The organism is Loktanella sp. F6476L, from assembly GCF_023015725.1.
Lineage (GTDB): Bacteria > Pseudomonadota > Alphaproteobacteria > Rhodobacterales > Rhodobacteraceae > Yoonia.
In genome coordinates this window covers 265,713-282,525 of sequence record NZ_JALKAR010000002.1, presented here as the reverse complement: position 1 = coordinate 282,525, position 16,813 = coordinate 265,713, and the positions used below count along the sequence as shown (strand labels likewise).

General features: G+C 55.8%; 20 protein-coding genes. 8 read left to right on the top strand and 12 right to left on the bottom strand.

The annotated features are described in order from the left end of the window. Positions 1 to 24 precede the first annotated feature (24 nt). The 6 genes from ccrA (at position 25) to MWU61_RS06635 (ending at position 5,455) form a co-directional block, all read left to right on the top strand. Positions 25 to 1,308: a crotonyl-CoA carboxylase/reductase gene (gene ccrA, locus MWU61_RS06660; protein WP_247127507.1), complete on the top strand. Its 1,284-nt coding sequence runs from the start codon at positions 25 to 27 to the stop codon at positions 1,306 to 1,308. 189 nt (positions 1,309 to 1,497) lie between these two features. Next, positions 1,498 to 1,695, top strand: a complete 198-nt coding sequence (locus MWU61_RS06655) for a hypothetical protein (protein ID WP_247127506.1) — start codon at positions 1,498 to 1,500, stop codon at positions 1,693 to 1,695. Beyond that, a complete protein-coding gene (locus MWU61_RS06650; protein WP_247127505.1) occupies positions 1,655 to 2,431 on the top strand; it encodes a LuxR family transcriptional regulator in 777 nt (258 codons plus the stop codon). Before MWU61_RS06655 ends, MWU61_RS06650 begins: the two co-directional genes overlap by 41 nt. A gap of 106 nt (positions 2,432 to 2,537) precedes the next feature. After that, complete coding sequence (locus MWU61_RS06645) at positions 2,538 to 3,170, top strand: acyl-homoserine-lactone synthase (RefSeq protein ID WP_247127504.1); 633 nt, start codon at positions 2,538 to 2,540, stop codon at positions 3,168 to 3,170. A gap of 39 nt (positions 3,171 to 3,209) precedes the next feature. Further along, positions 3,210 to 4,742: an AAA family ATPase gene (locus MWU61_RS06640; RefSeq protein ID WP_247127503.1), complete on the top strand. Its 1,533-nt coding sequence runs from the start codon at positions 3,210 to 3,212 to the stop codon at positions 4,740 to 4,742. Continuing rightward, complete coding sequence (locus MWU61_RS06635) at positions 4,739 to 5,455, top strand: SDR family oxidoreductase (RefSeq protein ID WP_247127502.1); 717 nt, start codon at positions 4,739 to 4,741, stop codon at positions 5,453 to 5,455. Before MWU61_RS06640 ends, MWU61_RS06635 begins: the two co-directional genes overlap by 4 nt. Before the next feature lie 3 nt (positions 5,456 to 5,458). On the opposite strand, the gene MWU61_RS06630 is transcribed toward MWU61_RS06635, so the two are convergent. From MWU61_RS06630 to MWU61_RS06575, 12 genes are all read right to left on the bottom strand, one after another. Then, positions 5,459 to 6,208 carry a TIGR02186 family protein gene (locus MWU61_RS06630; RefSeq protein ID WP_247127743.1) on the bottom strand — a complete coding sequence of 250 codons (750 nt, stop codon included), beginning with the start codon at positions 6,206 to 6,208 and terminating at the stop codon, positions 5,459 to 5,461. Positions 6,209 to 6,210: 2 nt separating this feature from the next. Next, positions 6,211 to 7,125, bottom strand: coding sequence for a sulfite exporter TauE/SafE family protein (locus MWU61_RS06625; RefSeq protein WP_247127501.1), 915 nt, complete (start codon positions 7,123 to 7,125; stop codon positions 6,211 to 6,213). 127 nt (positions 7,126 to 7,252) lie between these two features. Then, on the bottom strand, positions 7,253 to 8,062 hold the full coding sequence (locus MWU61_RS06620; RefSeq protein ID WP_247127500.1) for a purine-nucleoside phosphorylase: 810 nt from the start codon (positions 8,060 to 8,062) through the stop codon (positions 7,253 to 7,255). Continuing rightward, positions 8,046 to 9,014, bottom strand: coding sequence for an ABC transporter permease (locus MWU61_RS06615; protein WP_247127499.1), 969 nt, complete (start codon positions 9,012 to 9,014; stop codon positions 8,046 to 8,048). The genes MWU61_RS06620 and MWU61_RS06615 overlap by 17 nt, the downstream gene beginning before the upstream one ends. Before the next feature lie 3 nt (positions 9,015 to 9,017). Then, a complete protein-coding gene (locus MWU61_RS06610) occupies positions 9,018 to 10,118 on the bottom strand; it encodes an ABC transporter permease (RefSeq protein ID WP_247127498.1) in 1,101 nt (366 codons plus the stop codon). Continuing rightward, a complete protein-coding gene (locus MWU61_RS06605) occupies positions 10,118 to 11,656 on the bottom strand; it encodes an ABC transporter ATP-binding protein (protein WP_247127497.1) in 1,539 nt (512 codons plus the stop codon). The genes MWU61_RS06610 and MWU61_RS06605 overlap by 1 nt, the downstream gene beginning before the upstream one ends. Continuing rightward, positions 11,653 to 12,006 (bottom strand): molecular chaperone GroEL, encoded by a 354-nt coding sequence (locus MWU61_RS06600; RefSeq protein WP_247127496.1) that lies wholly within the window; start codon positions 12,004 to 12,006, stop codon positions 11,653 to 11,655. The genes MWU61_RS06605 and MWU61_RS06600 overlap by 4 nt, the downstream gene beginning before the upstream one ends. A gap of 77 nt (positions 12,007 to 12,083) precedes the next feature. Beyond that, complete coding sequence (locus MWU61_RS06595) at positions 12,084 to 13,079, bottom strand: BMP family ABC transporter substrate-binding protein (RefSeq protein WP_247127495.1); 996 nt, start codon at positions 13,077 to 13,079, stop codon at positions 12,084 to 12,086. 155 nt (positions 13,080 to 13,234) lie between these two features. Then, positions 13,235 to 13,681, bottom strand: coding sequence for a GNAT family N-acetyltransferase (locus MWU61_RS06590; protein ID WP_247127494.1), 447 nt, complete (start codon positions 13,679 to 13,681; stop codon positions 13,235 to 13,237). Beyond that, entirely contained in the window at positions 13,678 to 14,262 is a 585-nt protein-coding gene (gene tsaB, locus MWU61_RS06585) for a tRNA (adenosine(37)-N6)-threonylcarbamoyltransferase complex dimerization subunit type 1 TsaB (RefSeq protein WP_247127493.1), read from the bottom strand. Before tsaB ends, MWU61_RS06590 begins: the two co-directional genes overlap by 4 nt. Then, positions 14,259 to 14,540: a hypothetical protein gene (locus MWU61_RS06580; protein ID WP_247127492.1), complete on the bottom strand. Its 282-nt coding sequence runs from the start codon at positions 14,538 to 14,540 to the stop codon at positions 14,259 to 14,261. The genes tsaB and MWU61_RS06580 overlap by 4 nt, the downstream gene beginning before the upstream one ends. A gap of 3 nt (positions 14,541 to 14,543) precedes the next feature. Next, positions 14,544 to 15,107, bottom strand: a complete 564-nt coding sequence (locus tag MWU61_RS06575) for a NifU family protein (protein WP_247127491.1) — start codon at positions 15,105 to 15,107, stop codon at positions 14,544 to 14,546. A gap of 312 nt (positions 15,108 to 15,419) precedes the next feature. Here MWU61_RS06575 and MWU61_RS06570 point away from each other — a divergent pair, with 312 nt between their 5' ends. Together MWU61_RS06570 and MWU61_RS06565 are read left to right on the top strand one after the other, a co-directional pair. Further along, a complete protein-coding gene (locus tag MWU61_RS06570; RefSeq protein WP_247127490.1) occupies positions 15,420 to 16,277 on the top strand; it encodes a branched-chain amino acid aminotransferase in 858 nt (285 codons plus the stop codon). Positions 16,278 to 16,341: 64 nt separating this feature from the next. Beyond that, positions 16,342 to 16,797, top strand: coding sequence for a universal stress protein (locus MWU61_RS06565; protein WP_247127489.1), 456 nt, complete (start codon positions 16,342 to 16,344; stop codon positions 16,795 to 16,797). The last annotated feature ends 16 nt before the right edge of the window (positions 16,798 to 16,813 follow it).

Here is a 16,813-nt window from a genome sequence, read left to right as displayed (position 1 = left end):
GAATAAAGCGAGATGGAGCGCACCATGGCCCTTGATTTGACAGCAGGCGCAGACGCCTACGCAGCCCCGAAAAAAGATCTTTACGAAGTCGGTGAAATGCCACCTTTGGGCCATGTCCCAGAGCAGATGCAGGCATGGACCATCCGTCGTGAACGTCACGGCGAACCAGACAAAGCGTTTGAAATCGAAACAGTCGCAACACCGAAACCCGACAGCCACGAAGTGTTGGTTATGGTGATGGCCGCTGGCGTTAATTATAACGGTGTTTGGGCTGGCTTGGGCGTACCCCTTAGCCCGTTTGACGTACACAAAGCCGAATACCACATTGCCGGTTCGGATGCCTCTGGCATCGTTTGGGCCGTAGGTGACAAGGTGAAGCGCTGGAAAGTCGGCGATGAAGTTGTGATCCATTGCAACCAAGACGACGGCGACGACGAACACTGTAACGGTGGCGACCCGATGTATTCCCCGTCTCAACGGATTTGGGGCTATGAAACCCCTGACGGGTCATTTGCGCAGTTCACATGTGTGCAGGCGCAGCAACTGATGCCGCGTCCGAAGCACCTGACCTGGGAAGAAGCGGCGTGCTACACACTGACGCTCGCGACAGCTTACCGGATGTTGTTCGGTCACGAACCACATGACCTGAAACCGGGTCAGAACGTTCTGGTTTGGGGCGCGTCCGGCGGTCTGGGGTCCTATGCGATCCAGTTGATCAACACGGCCGGGGCCAATGCAATCGGCGTGATCAGCGACGAAAGCAAACGTGACTTCGTGATGTCGCTCGGGGCGAAAGGTGTGATCAACCGGAACGATTTCGATTGCTGGGGGCAACTGCCTACCGTGAACACACCCGAATATGACGCATGGCTCAAAGCTGCGCGCAAGTTCGGCAAAGCCATCTGGGATATCACCGGAAAAGGCGTGAATGTGGACATGGTTTTTGAACATCCGGGCGAAGCAACTTTCCCAGTTTCGAGCCTCGTTGTGAAAAAAGGTGGCATGGTTGTCATTTGTGCGGGAACTTCTGGGTACAATTGTACGTTTGATGTTAGATACATGTGGATGCATCAGAAGCGCCTGCAGGGGAGCCACTTCGCAAACCTCAAACAGGCGTCCGCCGCGAACCACCTGATGGTCGAACGTCGACTGGATCCATGTATGTCTGAATGCTTTGAGTGGAACGAGATTCCGGCCGCTCATACGAAGATGCGCAAGAATGAACACAAGCCCGGCAATATGGCCGTGCTGGTTCAATCTCCCAAAATGGGGCTGCGCACCTTTGAAGATTGCATTGCGCCCGAATAACAACTATAAGTTGTGTTAATCGAAAGGGGGCGCATCCATTTTGGTTGCGCCCTTAATGTTTTCAAATACTTGTTTGATAGTCGGCCCGCTATTTATGGGGGTGCCGAAACCGCCGGTGATGCGGGGGCCCTGAAGATGGTAAGTATTGAGGGTTAGCGATTTGTTAACCTTAAATGCAAAGGCTGTAACATGGGACACCAATGGATTCTTGACGTCATTGTTGATTTGAAAAGTTTTGCTCAGCAGAACGAATTGCCCGACCTAGCCGAAGAATTGGATCGGGTCGCGGTCGTGGCAGAAGCTGAAATAGACCCGGACAAGAGGGGCGTGCCGCATTTGGCACGAAGTGAAGAAACTGAACCTAGACGAATTCTTACGCAAGCTTGAGAAGGTTACGGCTCTTGAAGAAATTCATGGGCTGACATTAGGTTTACGTGATCACTACAAAATCGACCATGTGGTTTACCACTGGGTCAGTGCTGATGGTGATCAATATGGGTTCGGGACGTATCCACCCAAATGGGTTCAACACTACGTCGATAAGGAATATCTTCGTATCGATCCGGTCGTCATAGGCTGTTTTCAGGGCGCTCATCCAGTTAATTGGAAGCGCCTTGACTGGCGCAGCAAAGCCGCCCGGCAATTCCAAGTAGATGCAATCGCCCACGGTATTGGGAACCAAGGGTATTCAATCCCGCTGCGTGGGCCAAATGGACAATTTGCAGTGTTTAGCGTGTCTCACACGTGTTCGGACGACGTCTGGGAAGCATTCACCGCAGAACATCAACGTGATCTCGTTTTGATCGCGTATTTCTTGAACCAGAAAGCGTTGGAGTTAGAGAAAAATCGCGTGCCAGAAGCAACCCGCCCTCTTTCCCCCCGCGAGGTAGATGCCTTGACGTTCCTTGCGATGGGGTATGGACGTGCGCAAGTTGCGGACATGCTGTCGATCTCGGAACACACGTTACGGGCCTATATCGAAAGCGCGCGGTTCAAACTCGGGGCGTCCAATACGATCCATGCTGTCGCCAAGGCGCTGGCAGACGGGCACATCATCGTCGGCGGTGCTGCGCGCGATTCCGTGGGTGGCTGGCCGGGGCGTGATACACATTCCGGTCATTAACGCAGTCAATGATTTCTTAAGGACCAGCGTACGGTGCCGTAATCCTTCCTAGACCCGCACATCGCAATCTTAACCATCTTTTTATAGACAGGTTAGGATGCGGCAGATGCTGCGATATATTTATGGACGGGACATCGGTCTGGACACCAAATTACAGGCGTCAATGCACCGCGATCGTGCGGACCAGTTTAAGCGACGTCTTGGATGGGAAGTTACCGTTGATGACCGTGGCTGGGAAATCGACGAATACGACCGTGACGATACCCTTTATGTCATCTGGGTGATGCCCGACGGGACGCATGGCGGGTCCATGCGGTTCGTTCCATCATCCGGCCAGACGATGGTGAACGACCACTTTAGCGACCTGCTGGGGGATCGTGTGATCGACGATCCGTTGATTTGGGAATGCACGCGATATTGTCTACGCGAAGGGGTGCCATCCCGTGTTGCGGCGGCACTTATGCTTGGCGGTGGCGAATTGATGCGCGCGTTTCATTTGACGCACCTGCTTGGTGTCTTTGATGCGCGTATGATCCGCATTTATCGCATGATCGGGTCTAGTCCCGAAGTCTTGGGATCAAGCGGTACAGGGCGCGACCAGATCAGCGTCGGGCTGTGGCAATACAGACCGATTGATCGTGTGCAGGTGTTGCGCCGCGCCGCGGTGTCGTCGGACGTGTCCGAACACTGGTTCCAGCGGTCGATGGGGCGTCCCGTAATCCTACCGAAAGCCGCTTGATCGCTGGCACCTTCGCCGCGTGCCATATAGGGTCGGCGCATGAATATGCCGACCCAAGTCACCTTCTCAGAAGATCAGGCCGAAGCCTGGGATGCTGTTGCTCAGACCCTTCGTCAATCGGGGGTGCATCTGGACGACAGCCTGCTGATGCCGCCCGCTTCCGACAAGTCATCTGTGATGGCTGTGATCGGCAAGGCAGGGTCGGGTAAAACGCTGTTGTTGGCCAAGCTCTACAAAGCCTTGGAAGAGGCTGGTGTTGATGTCATTTCGGGCGACTGGGAAGGCAAAAAGCGCAAAGATCGCAGGACGTTGGCAATTCTTGCACCAACCAACAAAGCCGCGTCCGTTCTGCGCAATCGTGGCGTGCCTGCGACAACAATCCACCGTATTCTTTACACGCCGGTCTATGACCCAGAATACGAAAAGGTCGCCGAATGGTTGGCCGGATCAGGCGAAAAACCTGAAATCGAAGGTCTGACAGACGTCGCATTGGACCGTGCCTTTGCGTCGTTCGAGGCGAACAAATCGGTGCCAGCGGCGCTCGCCGCTGCCGGATTGCGCGGATCGGATTTTATCACGGGCTGGAAGCGTCGCGAAGAACCGCTTGATATCGGGTTCATCGACGAAAGTTCGATGTTGGACGCCAAACAGTTCGAAGACCTCCAAGAGATTTTCCCGACGCTTGTCTTGTTCGGTGATCCCGCACAGCTGCCGCCGGTGCAATCCTCTGGCGGGATGGTGTTCGAAACGCTGCCTGAAAAGAAGGTCAAAGTTCTGGAACGGGTTCACCGGCAAACAGCAGGCAACCCAATCCTTGATCTGGCACATGCGCTGGCCGACCCGATGCTGGATTTCTATCATTTCGAAAAAATGGTCGCGGAAGCCGCGCAAAAAGACGAACGGGTTGTCATGGCCCAACGGGTTGAATCTGACCTGATGGCGCGGTCACCCGTGCTGGTCTGGACCAACAAAACCCGTATTCGGTTGATCCACGCATTTCGGGCCGCATATGGCGCGCCCAGTGACGAACTGCTGGAAGGCGAACCGCTGATCTGTGACGGTATCGAACTGCCGATGAAGCACCGCAAAAAGCGGCTCGACCTCGAAGCACGCGGACTGATCAAGGGCGCGCAGGTCGTTTATCTTGGGCCGGGTCGCAAACCCGGTTTTTCGCGCTTGCACGTGATGGGGGCGGAAGAGCCGCAAATCTCGGCAGCGTCTATCGTGAAAATCGAACAGGAAGGCGACGAAGAACCGTTTATCCCGTTCGCGGCACGCATGGGTGCTACGTTCCTGCATGGCGCGGCTGTCACGATCCACAAAGCGCAGGGGTCGCAATGGGATACAGTGCAAGTCTTCGCACCCGATATCGAAATCGCCGCCCGCATGGGGCGGGTCGAGGCGGGCCAACCGCTTTGGAAACGCCTGACATACGTTGCAATTACGCGGGCGGAGAACCAGTTGCGCTGGGTGGTGCGTAACCGTCTTGCCAAGCCATTGGGTGAACTGCGTGTGGACGACCTACGCGCACCAGCGGCACCATTGGAACTGACGGGCGGGGGAGAACTATGAAAAGCATCATTATCACGGGCGCCAGCAGCGGCATTGGCAAAGCGACCGCTGAAAAGTTTCTCGACGAAGGCTGGCGTGTCGGCATGATCGCGCGTCGTGCAGAACCGCTGGAAGATCTTGCTGCTGCCTATGACACCGCCGTCGCGCTGCCCTGTGATGTTACAAAAGAGGCGGATGTTGACGCCGCTTTTGACGCCTTCGGGCAGGTTGATGTGTTGTTCAATAATGCGGGCATGTTCGGCAAACAAACCACTATCGACGAGATCAGCCTCGCCGATTGGCAGTCCGTGGTCGATGTGAACCTAACTGGCATGTTTCTGTGCGCGCGGGCGGCGTTCCGGCTGATGCGCAAGCAAACACCGCAAGGTGGCCGGATCATCAACAACGGCTCGATCTCAGCGTATAGCCCGCGGGAAGGGGCGATCTGCTACACGACGACAAAACACGGGGTCACGGGGCTTACCAAAACGCTGAGCCTTGATGGGCGACCCTATGACATTGCGTGCGGGCAAATCGATATTGGCAACGCGCGGACCGACCTTGTAAAGCAGCTTGAAGAAAAACGGGCGGCTGAGGGTCTTGATCCGTTACCAAGCATGGCCGTGGAAGACGTAGCCACAGCGATCTATCACATGGCGATGTTGCCGCCCGAGGCAAACGTGCAATTCCAAACGCTGATGGCGACAAAGATGCCCTACATCGGTAGGGGATAGTGTTTACCGTTTGAACACGGAAAACACGGCAGACGCACCCCAACCGGCAGCGATCGCAATCGCCAGCGACATCAAGCCGTACAGAAGCGCGTTGTCATGCGCGAGATTGTACAGCCACCGTTCCAGCCCGACCTTCTTCACGGGAATATCCGTCACATAAACATCGACGATCTCGCCACCACGGGTCAGATAAATCTCGGCGCGGTAATCGCCTTCGGTCAGGTTTGCAGGCATCGAAATATTGGTGCGGAATAGGGTTTCGTCTTCGACCAGAACAGCGTCCGGCAGTGTTTGGTAAAGACGCTGATCCTCTCGAATGCGGATCAAGGCATCCTCGAAATCAACCTCTTTGCCATCCATCTGCCCATATGTCCGGATTGCATTCGCAATGCTGATGCGGGCTTTGCTGTCGACCTCAGCGTTCAGAACGTCGGCCAATGGCATGTTCGTGGCGACGGCATAAAACGATGGTGCAACCGCTACGTTCACGGAATCCGTGTTCACCCAGATACCAAGCCTGCGTGCCTTGCGGCGCACAGTGACCGGACCGTCGGGCCCTGCAACGGTGATAATAACACCCAGTTTGTCGCCCGTCGGTGCAGGTGCATCGCGTTTGATCGCGCCAAAGATCAGGATGTCTGAGCCGTCGAAATTCGCGGTAATCGCGACCTCGTCACGGCTGAGACCAAGAACGATTTCTTCGGCTTTGGCAGGCATGGATAACAGGCAAAGCAAGGACAGCAGACGGATCAACATCAGTGACCACCCCCGCCGCCAAGAGAATACAGTTCTGACGGTTGCACGAGCAAATCAAAGGCTAGCTTGCCGCAAACCAACAGCACCATGATGGCCAGCAGAATACGCAATTGTTCGGCCTTCATCTTTACGCCGATCCGCGTGCCGATCTGTGCGCCAACAACGCCGCCGACCAACAGCAATACGGCCAGAACAACATCAACGGTGTAGTTGGTTGTCGCGTGCAGCATTGTCGTGAACGCAGTCACAAAAATGATCTGGAAAAGGGATGTGCCGACAACCACTTTGGTTGGCATGCCAAGCAGGTAAATCATCGCCGGAACCATGATGAACCCACCGCCAACACCCATAATCGCGGCAAGAATACCTACGGTGATCCCAACCAAAAGCGGCGGAATGACAGAGATATAAAGACCGGATACCCGGAACTTCATCTTGAATGGCAGGTTATGAATCCATGTGTGTTTACGACGCGTTGGCGGGGCGCCTTTGCCGGATTTGCGGATCGCCCGTAGGCTTTCGACAAACATCAGCGACCCGATCATGCCAAGGAAAACAACGTAGCAAAGTTGTACCAGCAAATCGACTTGGCCCAGCGACCGCAGGTAGTTGAACACCACGATACCAAGTGCCGCACCAATCAAACCACCGATCAGCAGCACCGTCCCCATCCTGAGGTCCACGGTCTTTCGCTTGAAATGGGCAAGCACCCCCGAAAACGATGAGGCAACGATTTGGTTTGCCTCTGTGGCGACGGCCACAGCAGGTGGAATGCCAATAAAGAACAGTAGGGGGGTCATCAAGAACCCGCCACCAACGCCGAACATTCCCGACAAAATACCCACAATGCCGCCTAGTCCAAGTAATAGGAAGGCGTTCACCGAAACCTCGGCGATAGGAAGGTATATTTGCATTGGGCTGTTCCGAGCGTTTAAGTCCGCTGTCTTCACATGACCCGACTAGGTGGATTAAGTCAAACCCCCCGCGACACATTTTTGTGCAAACGCGGCATTGGCAGGGGATTGGACCTAATTGTGCGGCTTAATTGGCCTTGTCACGCAACCAGCGGCGCAACACTTTTTCAAGCTTTGCAGCACCAATCGGGGCCATCGCCTTTGTGTGTTCGTGGCTGATGTTTTCATCGGACATGCCAGCGGCCATGTTTGTGATGCACGAAATTGCAGCGGCCTTTAGTCCCAAGAACCGCGCAAGGATCACTTCAGGTACGGTAGACATTCCAACGGCATCGGCCCCCAGCATTTTGATCGCTTTGATTTCCGCCACGGTTTCAAATGATGGACCCGAATACCACGCATAGACGCCGCTATGCATATCCACACCTTCAGCGTCGGCCGCATGGCGCATGGCCGCACGGATGCTTGGGTCGTAGGCGTCTTTCATCGGGACAAAGCGGGCATCAGTCGGTTCACCGATCAACGGGTTCAGGCCGGAAAAGTTGATGTGATCAGACAACGACATGATCGACCCTGTCGGCATTTCCTGATGCATGGAACCGGCCGCGTTGGTTGCGACCAACGTGTCAGCGCCCAATTCCTTCAGAACCTCTAACGGATGACGCATCGCATCGCCGCGACCGCTTTCGTAATAGTGCGACCGCCCGCCGAAAACAGCGACACGGACACCGTCCAGATCGCCCACAGTCAGGCTGGCCTTGTGACCAGACACGCCCGCATGCGGAAACCCGTCCAGTTCCGCGTAAGGGATCGCAACCCCGTCCACTTCATCAGCGATATGTGCCAGACCTGACCCAAGGATCAGGCCAACGCTGACAGGGGCGTCGCCCGCCTTTGCGCGGATCACGTCCGCAACGGATTTAGCGTTCTTTGACATAAGGTTCTCCGCCAGCGCGAGGTGGGATCGCTTTGCCGACAAAACCGGCAAGAATGATCACGGTAAGGATGTAAGGCAGCACGTCCAGCAGCTGACCGTTCACCTTGAACGACAGAATGCTTTCGATCAGGTCGGGACGCAGCGCCAACGCCTGCAAGAAGCCGAACAGCAACGTCGCATAAAGCGCATACCACGGACGCCACTTCGCGAAGATCAACGCAGCCAGCGCGATGTACCCGCGACCAGCGCTCATGTCCTTCACAAAACCAGCTTGCAGCGCGGTCGCCAAATAAGCGCCCGCAATGCCGCACAGCACGCCGCAGATCGCAACAGCTGCATAACGCAGACCAACAACCGACACACCAGCCGTATCCACAGCGGCAGGGTTTTCACCTACAGCGCGCAGACGCAGACCAAAACGGGTGCGATACAGCAACCACCACGTGGCAGGGACGCAAAGCAGGGCGATGTAAACCAACACAGTGTGGCCAGAGATCAGTTCGTAATAGATCGGGCCAAGCACGGGCACGTCGCGCAACGCGTCCGCGAATGGCAGTGTGATTGGTTCAAACCGTGCGCCGTCCGTCAATTGCGGTGTCCGGCCCCCTTGTTTGAACCAGCTTTGGGCGACAACAACAGTCAGACCAGCGGCAAGGAAGTTGATCGCAACACCAGAAATCAACTGGTTCCCACGGAATGTAATCGACGCAAGGCCGTGGATCGCAGACAGCACCAATGAGGCGGCGATACCTGCCAGTAAGCCCACCCAGACCGACCCGCTGACATATGCGACAGCAGCAGACAGGAACGCGGCGGCCAGCATTTTGCCCTCAAGACCAATGTCAAAGATACCCGCACGTTCGGAAAACAGACCCGCAAGACAGGCCAGCAACAAAGGCGTGGACAGGCGCATCGTGGAATCGAGGATTTGAAGAAGAGTTAACAGATCCATGGCTTATGCCTCCGCCTTATTGCGCCGCATGGCGAGGAACATTTTCTCAAGCGGGCTGCGGACCATATTGTCCAGCGCGCCGGTAAACAGGATCACAAGCGCTTGGATCACAACGATCAATTCGCGTGGGATTGATGTCCACAGAGCCAGTTCTGCGCCGCCTTGGTACAAGAACCCGAACAGGATCGCCGCAAGGAATACGCCAAACGGATGGGACCGGCCCATCAACGCCACAGCGATCCCGATGAAACCGGCACCTTCGACAGCATTCAGAACAAGGCGTTCGGCCTCACCCATCACGTTGTTGATTGCCATCATGCCAGCCAGACCACCGGAAATCATCATCGAGATCATGATAATTTTCGTCGGGCTGATCCCTGCGTATTTCGCAGCACTTTCAGAATGGCCAAAGGCACGGATTTCATAACCCAAACGGGTTTTCCAGATCAGCGCCCAAACCGCGAAACATGCAGCAACAGCGACAAAGAATGAAACGTTCGCAGGTGCACCACGGAACAAGGTTGTTTCGCCAAAGCTGAACATGTCTTGGAACGAAGGCAGATGGGCGCTTTCCGCGAATTTCGCCGTTGCAGGTTCCATCGACCCTTTGACTTTTAACGCGCCAATCAACAGGTAGTTCAGCAATGCAGCGGCGATGAAGTTGAACATGATCGTTGTAATCACGATGTGGCTACCGCGCTTCGCCTGCAAGAACGCAGGGATCGCCGCCCAAGCGGCACCAAACAGGGCCGCACCAAGGCTGGCACCCACCAGCGCAATCGACCAATGCGGCCACGGGATATAAAGACAGACAAGGGCCACGCCCAAGCCACCCAGAACAGCCTGACCTTCACCCCCGATGTTGAACATGCGGGCATGGAACGCCACGGCGACGGCCAGACCCGTGAACATAAAGTTGGTGGCGTAATACAGCGTATAACCCCAGCCATAGGTCGACCCCAACGCGCCATCGATCATCAGTTTCAGCGCAGCCAGTGGGCTTTCACCAATCGCGAGGATCACGAGAGCCGACAAAAAAGCGGCCAAAATCAATGAAATGAGCGGGACAAGGACCACTTCGGCCCATTTTGGCATCACATCCATTACGCAACATCCCCAGTCATACCGGCCATCAACAGGCCCAGTTCTTTTTCGTCAGTTTCAGCGGGCAAACGTTCGCCCATGATCATCCCGTCAAACATCACGGCCACGCGGTCGGACAGGGACAGAATTTCTTCCAGTTCTACGGACACCAGCAAAATCGCCTTTCCCTGATCACGCAGGGCAACGATCTGTTGGTGAATAAATTCAATAGCACCGATATCCACGCCGCGCGTCGGTTGGCCGATCAGCAACAGGTCCGGATTGCGTTCAATTTCACGGGCCAGAACGATCTTCTGTTGGTTGCCGCCGGAGAAGTTCTTGGCAGCCAGTTTCGGATCAGGCGGACGCACGTCAAACCTTTCCATCTTTTCGATGGTGTCCTGTTTGATCGCATTGTTGTCCATGAACAGACCAGAGCGCTGGTATTTCTCGTCATGATGATAGCCAAAAGCGGTGTTTTCCCACGCGGCATAATCCATGATCAGACCTTCGCGCTGGCGATCCTCCGGCACGTGGGCAATTCCACGGGCACGGCGGGACCGACCGTCAGATTTTGATCCGGTTAGGTCCAGCTCCACGCCATTGACCAAAATTGTGCCGGTCGCCTTTTCATAACCGCCCAGAACTTCAAGCAATTCGGACTGGCCGTTGCCTGCAACACCGGCGATCCCAAGGATTTCACCCGCCGCGACGTTGAAACTGACGTCTTTCACGCGGTGAACGCCCTTATCGTCGGTCACGTTCAGGTTCTTCACTTCTAGGATATTTGCACCCGGTTGGGCAAGGACCTTATCAACCTGCAACAACACCTTACGGCCGACCATCAATTCGGCCAGTTCCTGCGGGGATGTCTCGGACGTTTTCACTGTAGCGGTCATTTCACCACGGCGCATCACGGACACTGTATCCGTCGTATCCATAATCTCGCGCAGTTTGTGGGTGATCAGAATGATCGTTTTACCTTCGGCTTTCAGACGCTCCAGAATGCGAAACAACTGATCGGCCTCAGCGGGGGTCAACACACCAGTGGGTTCGTCCAAAATCAGGATGTCGGCCTTGCGGTACAGGGCTTTCAGGATTTCGACACGCTGCTGCATACCCACGCCAATGTCTTGGATTAACGCGTCAACTTCGACGTTCAGACCGTATTCGTCAGCGAGGTCTTTCAGCTCTTTGCGGGCGCGGTTCAGGGACGGTTTCAGCAGTCCGGAATCCTCGGCGCCCAAAATCACGTTCTCTAGAACGGTGAAATTCTCGACCAGTTTAAAGTGCTGGAACACCATTCCGATACCAGCGGCAATCGCGGCTTGGCTGTCAGGGATTGCGGTTTTCGTGCCGCTGATGAAAATTTCGCCAGCGTCGGCTTTGTAAAACCCGAACAGGATCGACATCAGCGTCGATTTACCTGCGCCGTTTTCGCCGATGATGCCGTGGACCGTGCCGGGCATCACGCTGATCGAAATATCTTTGTTCGCTTGAACGGGACCAAAGGCCTTGGAAATGCCTTTCAGCTCAATGGCTGGTGCTACGTTTGTCATGCGGGTGCCCCCATCCCTACAAATCCTACCATGCGTGTGATCTTGCCGTCGGGGGCCAGATCAACTGTGTACTGACCCAATTGGGACTGATCGCCCTCACCGAATTGGACCGTCGCACGGGCGTAAGTCAGGGTTGTTGATGTGTTGATGACGGCAACAGGCATGCCCGGTGCCATCTTGGAAAACTGTCCGACATAGGCCTGAACGGCAGCTACTGTCGTCAAAGGGTCAGCCGTGCGCGGGTCCGCATAGACAATTTCATCCGAAAGAGAATCCGCGACCTGCGCGTCTCTGGTTGCATCGTCGGCAATCGACCATGCGGTGAAAAAGGCATCTATTTGGGGGATCATCGGCATATTCCTGAAATGAGATGGGCCGCACCATAATCAAACGGTGCGGCCCTGATCGTTTGGCCTATTTGGCTGACTTAGAAGTCAAGCGCTGGGCACGTCTCGTCAGAGTTATAGTTGTGGACAGAAATTTCGCCGGCCACGATCGCAGCTTGTGCCGCGTCAAGTGCTGCAGTCATTTCTGCTGTGATCAGCGCTTCGTTGTGCTCGTCAACTGCGTAGCCAACGCCACCGTTGGACAAGTCCATTACGTTGAAACCTGGCTCAAGATCAGTACCAGCGGTCATCGCGTCATAAACCGCGTTATCAACGCGCTTCAGCATGGATGTCAGAACTTCACCCGGGTGCAGGTAGTTCTGGTTCGCATCAACACCGATGGACAGGATGTCTTCGTCAGCGGCTGTCTGCAGAACACCAACGCCAGTACCACCAGCGGCTGCGTAGACAACGTCAGCACCCTGTGAGATTTGCGCTTTTGTCAGCTCGGAACCCTTAACCGGGTCATTCCATGCTGCAGGTGTTGTACCTGTCATGTTTGCAACAACAGTCGCGTCAGCGTTAACCGCTTTCACGCCCTGTGCGTAGCCACATGCAAAGTTACGGATCAACGGGATGTCCATGCCGCCAATGAAACCAACAGTGTCAGTCTCGGACGCCATCGCAGCCAGCATACCAACAAGGTATGAACCCTGCTCTTCAGCGAACACGATGGAACGGACGTTTGGCGCGTCTACAACCATGTCGATGATCTGGAATTTAGTGTCTGGGTAGTCGCCAGCAACTTCACCAAGGGCGGACGCCCATGCGAAACCAGCCATAACGATTGGGTTTGCGCCAGTTTCAGCGAAACGACGGATCGCTTGTTCGCGCTGTGCGTCGGACTGAATTTCAACTTCGGCGTATGAACCGCCAGTTTCTTCGGCCCAGCGCTGTGCGCCGTTGTAAGCAGATTCGTTGAAGGATTTGTCGAACTTGCCGCCAAGATCGAACAGAACAGCAGGGTCAGCAGCAACTGCGCCAGCGGACAATGCCAAAGCGGCCGTAGCACCCAAGAATTTCGTTGTAAGGGTCATAATGGTGTCTCCCAAGTCGTTGTGAGGAGGGAAGGCCAACGACTTTCCCCCAAAAGTCAAACCAGTCTGTGCTGGTTTATCGCACGATAAGGCATTGCCAGCCCGCTAGGGTCAACCGGTTTTTCAATTCGAGGGATGTTTTTTTGACCAACCGGTCAATTTTTAATCAGACCATTTGCGGAATGATCACCAATCAGCGTGCGGCGTAGGACCAATGCAGCAACGGCATGTCCATCGGGGCGGGCGTAGTATTTTGGGCGCATCCCGACGCTTTCGAAACTATTGTTTTTATACAGTGCCTTAGCTGCAGTATTGTCTTCGGCGACTTCGAGAAAGACCGACGTCGCCTGTTGTCTGCGCAGGTCGTCCAAAAATGTGGCAAGGTTGCGCTGGGCGTGGCCTTGGCGGTGAAAATCAGGGTCTGTCGCGATGGTCAGGACCTCTGCCTCACCTGCGATCAACCGCCCTAGTAAAAATGACCGCACGTCACCCAGCAGAATCACACCTGAGGAATCAAGCAGGCTCGCGAACTCTTTCGCGGTCCATGGGCGGCTCTGGGTGAAGGCCGCCGCGTGAACGCGCGCCAGATCATCGGGTGTCATGGCAATAGAACAGGGGCTGCGTCGCGCGGCGGGGCCGCGTCTGCGGCGCGGACATAATAAGGGGCGGGGCGATCGGTTGCGTTTGCGGCGCGGTCACGCGCAATCGAGGCGATGTTCTTGATCATGGTCTCGGGTGCGACAATCGGCGGGGCGGCCTGTGCGATATCTGACGTCGCGGGCACCAGAACTGCCGTGCTGATTAAATCGGCAAAGGTTTGCACGTAAACCTGATCACGCGGTGCGCTCACCTGCGCGACCACGGGGCGGGGCAATCCATGCACCTGCGCTTCCAGATGGGTCACACCCACAGCCGGAATATCAAGCCCCAAGGCCAACCCACGCGCTGCGGATACGGAAATACGGATACCCGTGAAATTGCCCGGACCCGTGCCCACACCAATCGCGTCGAGATCCTGCCAAGTCAGCCCGTTGTCCGACAAAACCTGTTCCAGCATTGGCATCAGATGTTCGGCTTGGCCCTTGGCCATCGGATCAACACGCACAACCACTGTGTCGCCGTCGATCAGGCAGGCAGCACAATGCGCGCTGGCCGTATCAAACGCCAGAACCCGCGTCGTCATGTGATCGACCACGTCAAAGGTTTGGTGGCATGACGCGTCAGCACAGATTTCGCTTCCAGATCAAGCTGCACGCATTTGACCCACCAGCCAGATGTGGCCCCTGCGGGAAACAAATCGTCTGGCAAGTGGGATTTCGCTGCGTCTTTAATCTGGGCGGCTGTCATCGGATCGCTGGACATGACGCGCATCATAGCGTCCTTCATCGCCGTGTACTTGGCCGCATCCACATTGGTCACTTGACCGGGGACATTGACGTTTTCGACGGCGATCTTTGTCATGGCTTAGGCCGCGACTGGACGAACTTCGATGACTTCAGGAATATAGTGACGCAACAGGTTCTCGATCCCCATCTTCAACGTCAGCGTGGATGACGGGCAACCGGCACAGGCGCCTTGCATGTGCAAATATACGATCCCGCGCTCAAAACCGTGGAATGTGATGTCGCCACCATCTTGGGCCACAGCAGGGCGCACGCGCGTATCCAGCAATTCCTTAATCTGACCAACGATTTCGCCGTCTTCACCAGTGTGCTCGGCGTGGCCGGACGTGACCTGATGATCGGCACCCATCACAGATGCGCCAGACTGGTAATGTTCCATGATCGCGCCCAGAATACCGGGTTTGATGTGGTCCCATTCAACGTCGTCGGCTTTCGTGACGGTCACGAAGTCCATACCAAAGAAAACACCCGTCACGCCGCCAGTCGCAAAAATGCGTTTGGCTAAGGGGGATGCTTCACCAGCCTCGGGTGTTGGGAAATCAGCGGTGCCAACCTCTAGAACGGACTGACCCGGCAAGAACTTCAGCGTGGCTGGGTTCGGTGTGGATTCGGTTTGAATAAACATGAGGTGCGGTCCCTTCGGTTGGACCACAGATATGCGCCCGACCCGGCAATGTGTCAAGGGTTTGGAATCATTCTAAGTTGGTAGGGCAGCAGCAATTCCGGCTGTTTCACAGAACCGTCATAAGAATCAGCGACACCTAACGCAACCGATACCCCATAGTCGGCCGCTGCGACCCCGTCCCAACAAACATCGCAGCAGACCATTTGCGCCCGGCGCTCCCCCGCCGGGCGCGTTTGTATCGGTGACAAGTCTCGGCTTTACCGACCGCAATCTGCATCCTACGCTCTGCTTTGGCACAAACAGGGGCAGACCATGGCGACCGGAACCAACATCAAAACCTACTTCGAAGGCCAATGGCATGACGGCGATGTGCCGATCATGCGGGCGGCAGACCACGGGTCGTGGCTTGGGACGACCGTGTTCGACGGGGCGCGGCTGGTGAATGGGTTAACGCCGGATTTAGAACCACATTGCGCACGGGTGAACCGATCAGCAGAGGCACTATTGATCACACCTACGGTCCAAGCGGGTGACATGGTACAAATCGTGCGCGAAGGGCTGAAAATGTTCGCGCCCGACGCCGCGGTGTATATCCGGCCAATGTACTGGGCGCTGGATGGTGGACCGACAGCCGTTGCACCAGCGCCAGGGGCGACAGGTTTCGCAATCTGCCTCGAAGAAATCCCCTTTCACGCAAATGCCACGACGACACTTACCACCACCCGCTTCCGCAGGCCGGTTATGGAAGACGCAGTGGTTAACGCCAAAGCGGGCTGCCTTTACCCCAACAACGCACGTATGTTGATGGAAGCGCGGGCAAAAGGGTTCGGAAACGCGCTGGTCGCGGACGCCATGGGCAATGTCGCAGAAACAGCAACGGCAAACGTCTTTATGGTGCGCGACGGGGTCACGTTTACGCCGATCCCTAACGGAACGTTCCTAGCTGGCATTACGCGGGCGCGGCACCTGTCAAATATGCGGGACGCGGGCATGGAAGTGCATGAGACGATCCTGACTTTCGACGATTTCCGCGCAGCGGACGAAGTTTTCATCTCAGGCAATATGTCCAAAGTTACCCCCGTGACGGCCTTTGATGACGTCGAATACCAGCAAGGACCGATCACACGACAAGTCAGAGATATGTATTGGGACTGGGCGGCAACCGCCTGATACCGATTGCCAGCAGGGTTTGGTTACGGCACACTCTGACCAAAGGCGCATGAGGGAGGCATCAATGCGGAAATTCTTAGTGGTGCTCGACGACAGCCGTGAATGTCTGAATGCAATGCGGTTTGCAGCGATGCGGGCCGCCAATACCGGCGGCGGCGTGACTGTCCTGTCGATCATTCCACCCGATGAATTCAACCACTGGATCGGGGTTGGTGAAATCATGCGGGCCGAAGCACGCGAACGGATCGAAGTCCATTTCGAAGTCTTCGCCAAATGGATGCGCGATAAACAAAACGTAGACCCCGAACTGGTCATCCGCGAAGGTGAACCGATCAACGAATTGCTGGACTACATCAACGAGGATTCCGAAGTCGGCGTGCTGGTTCTCGGTGCGGGGGCGGACAAAAAAGGTCCGGGTCCGTTGGTGACGTCGCTATCGCGCCAAGCGGGCGATTTGCCCGTTCCGCTAACGATCGTCCCGGGCGAGATGTCAAAAGAACGGCTGGAAGCAATTACATAAGAGGTTACCGGCGTGG

Excerpts from the sequence above, each read along its gene's own strand:
- ccrA (WP_247127507.1), top strand. The coding sequence starts at position 25 with ATGGCCCTTGATTTGACAGCAGGCGCAGACGCCTACGCAGCCCCGAAA.
- MWU61_RS06655 (WP_247127506.1), top strand. The coding sequence starts at position 1,498 with ATGGGACACCAATGGATTCTTGACGTCATTGTTGATTTGAAAAGTTTT.
- MWU61_RS06645 (WP_247127504.1), top strand. The coding sequence starts at position 2,538 with ATGCTGCGATATATTTATGGACGGGACATCGGTCTGGACACCAAATTA.
- MWU61_RS06640 (WP_247127503.1), top strand. The coding sequence starts at position 3,210 with ATGAATATGCCGACCCAAGTCACCTTCTCAGAAGATCAGGCCGAAGCC.
- MWU61_RS06635 (WP_247127502.1), top strand. The coding sequence starts at position 4,739 with ATGAAAAGCATCATTATCACGGGCGCCAGCAGCGGCATTGGCAAAGCG.
- MWU61_RS06625 (WP_247127501.1), bottom strand. The coding sequence starts at position 7,125 with ATGCAAATATACCTTCCTATCGCCGAGGTTTCGGTGAACGCCTTCCTA.
- MWU61_RS06620 (WP_247127500.1), bottom strand. The coding sequence starts at position 8,062 with ATGTCAAAGAACGCTAAATCCGTTGCGGACGTGATCCGCGCAAAGGCG.
- MWU61_RS06615 (WP_247127499.1), bottom strand. The coding sequence starts at position 9,014 with ATGGATCTGTTAACTCTTCTTCAAATCCTCGATTCCACGATGCGCCTG.
- MWU61_RS06610 (WP_247127498.1), bottom strand. The coding sequence starts at position 10,118 with ATGGATGTGATGCCAAAATGGGCCGAAGTGGTCCTTGTCCCGCTCATT.
- MWU61_RS06605 (WP_247127497.1), bottom strand. The coding sequence starts at position 11,656 with ATGACAAACGTAGCACCAGCCATTGAGCTGAAAGGCATTTCCAAGGCC.
- MWU61_RS06600 (WP_247127496.1), bottom strand. The coding sequence starts at position 12,006 with ATGATCCCCCAAATAGATGCCTTTTTCACCGCATGGTCGATTGCCGAC.
- MWU61_RS06595 (WP_247127495.1), bottom strand. The coding sequence starts at position 13,079 with ATGACCCTTACAACGAAATTCTTGGGTGCTACGGCCGCTTTGGCATTG.
- MWU61_RS06590 (WP_247127494.1), bottom strand. The coding sequence starts at position 13,681 with ATGACACCCGATGATCTGGCGCGCGTTCACGCGGCGGCCTTCACCCAG.
- tsaB (WP_247127493.1), bottom strand. The coding sequence starts at position 14,262 with ATGACGACGCGGGTTCTGGCGTTTGATACGGCCAGCGCGCATTGTGCT.
- MWU61_RS06580 (WP_247127492.1), bottom strand. The coding sequence starts at position 14,540 with ATGACAAAGATCGCCGTCGAAAACGTCAATGTCCCCGGTCAAGTGACC.
- MWU61_RS06575 (WP_247127491.1), bottom strand. The coding sequence starts at position 15,107 with ATGTTTATTCAAACCGAATCCACACCGAACCCAGCCACGCTGAAGTTC.
- MWU61_RS06570 (WP_247127490.1), top strand. The coding sequence starts at position 15,420 with ATGGCGACCGGAACCAACATCAAAACCTACTTCGAAGGCCAATGGCAT.
- MWU61_RS06565 (WP_247127489.1), top strand. The coding sequence starts at position 16,342 with ATGCGGAAATTCTTAGTGGTGCTCGACGACAGCCGTGAATGTCTGAAT.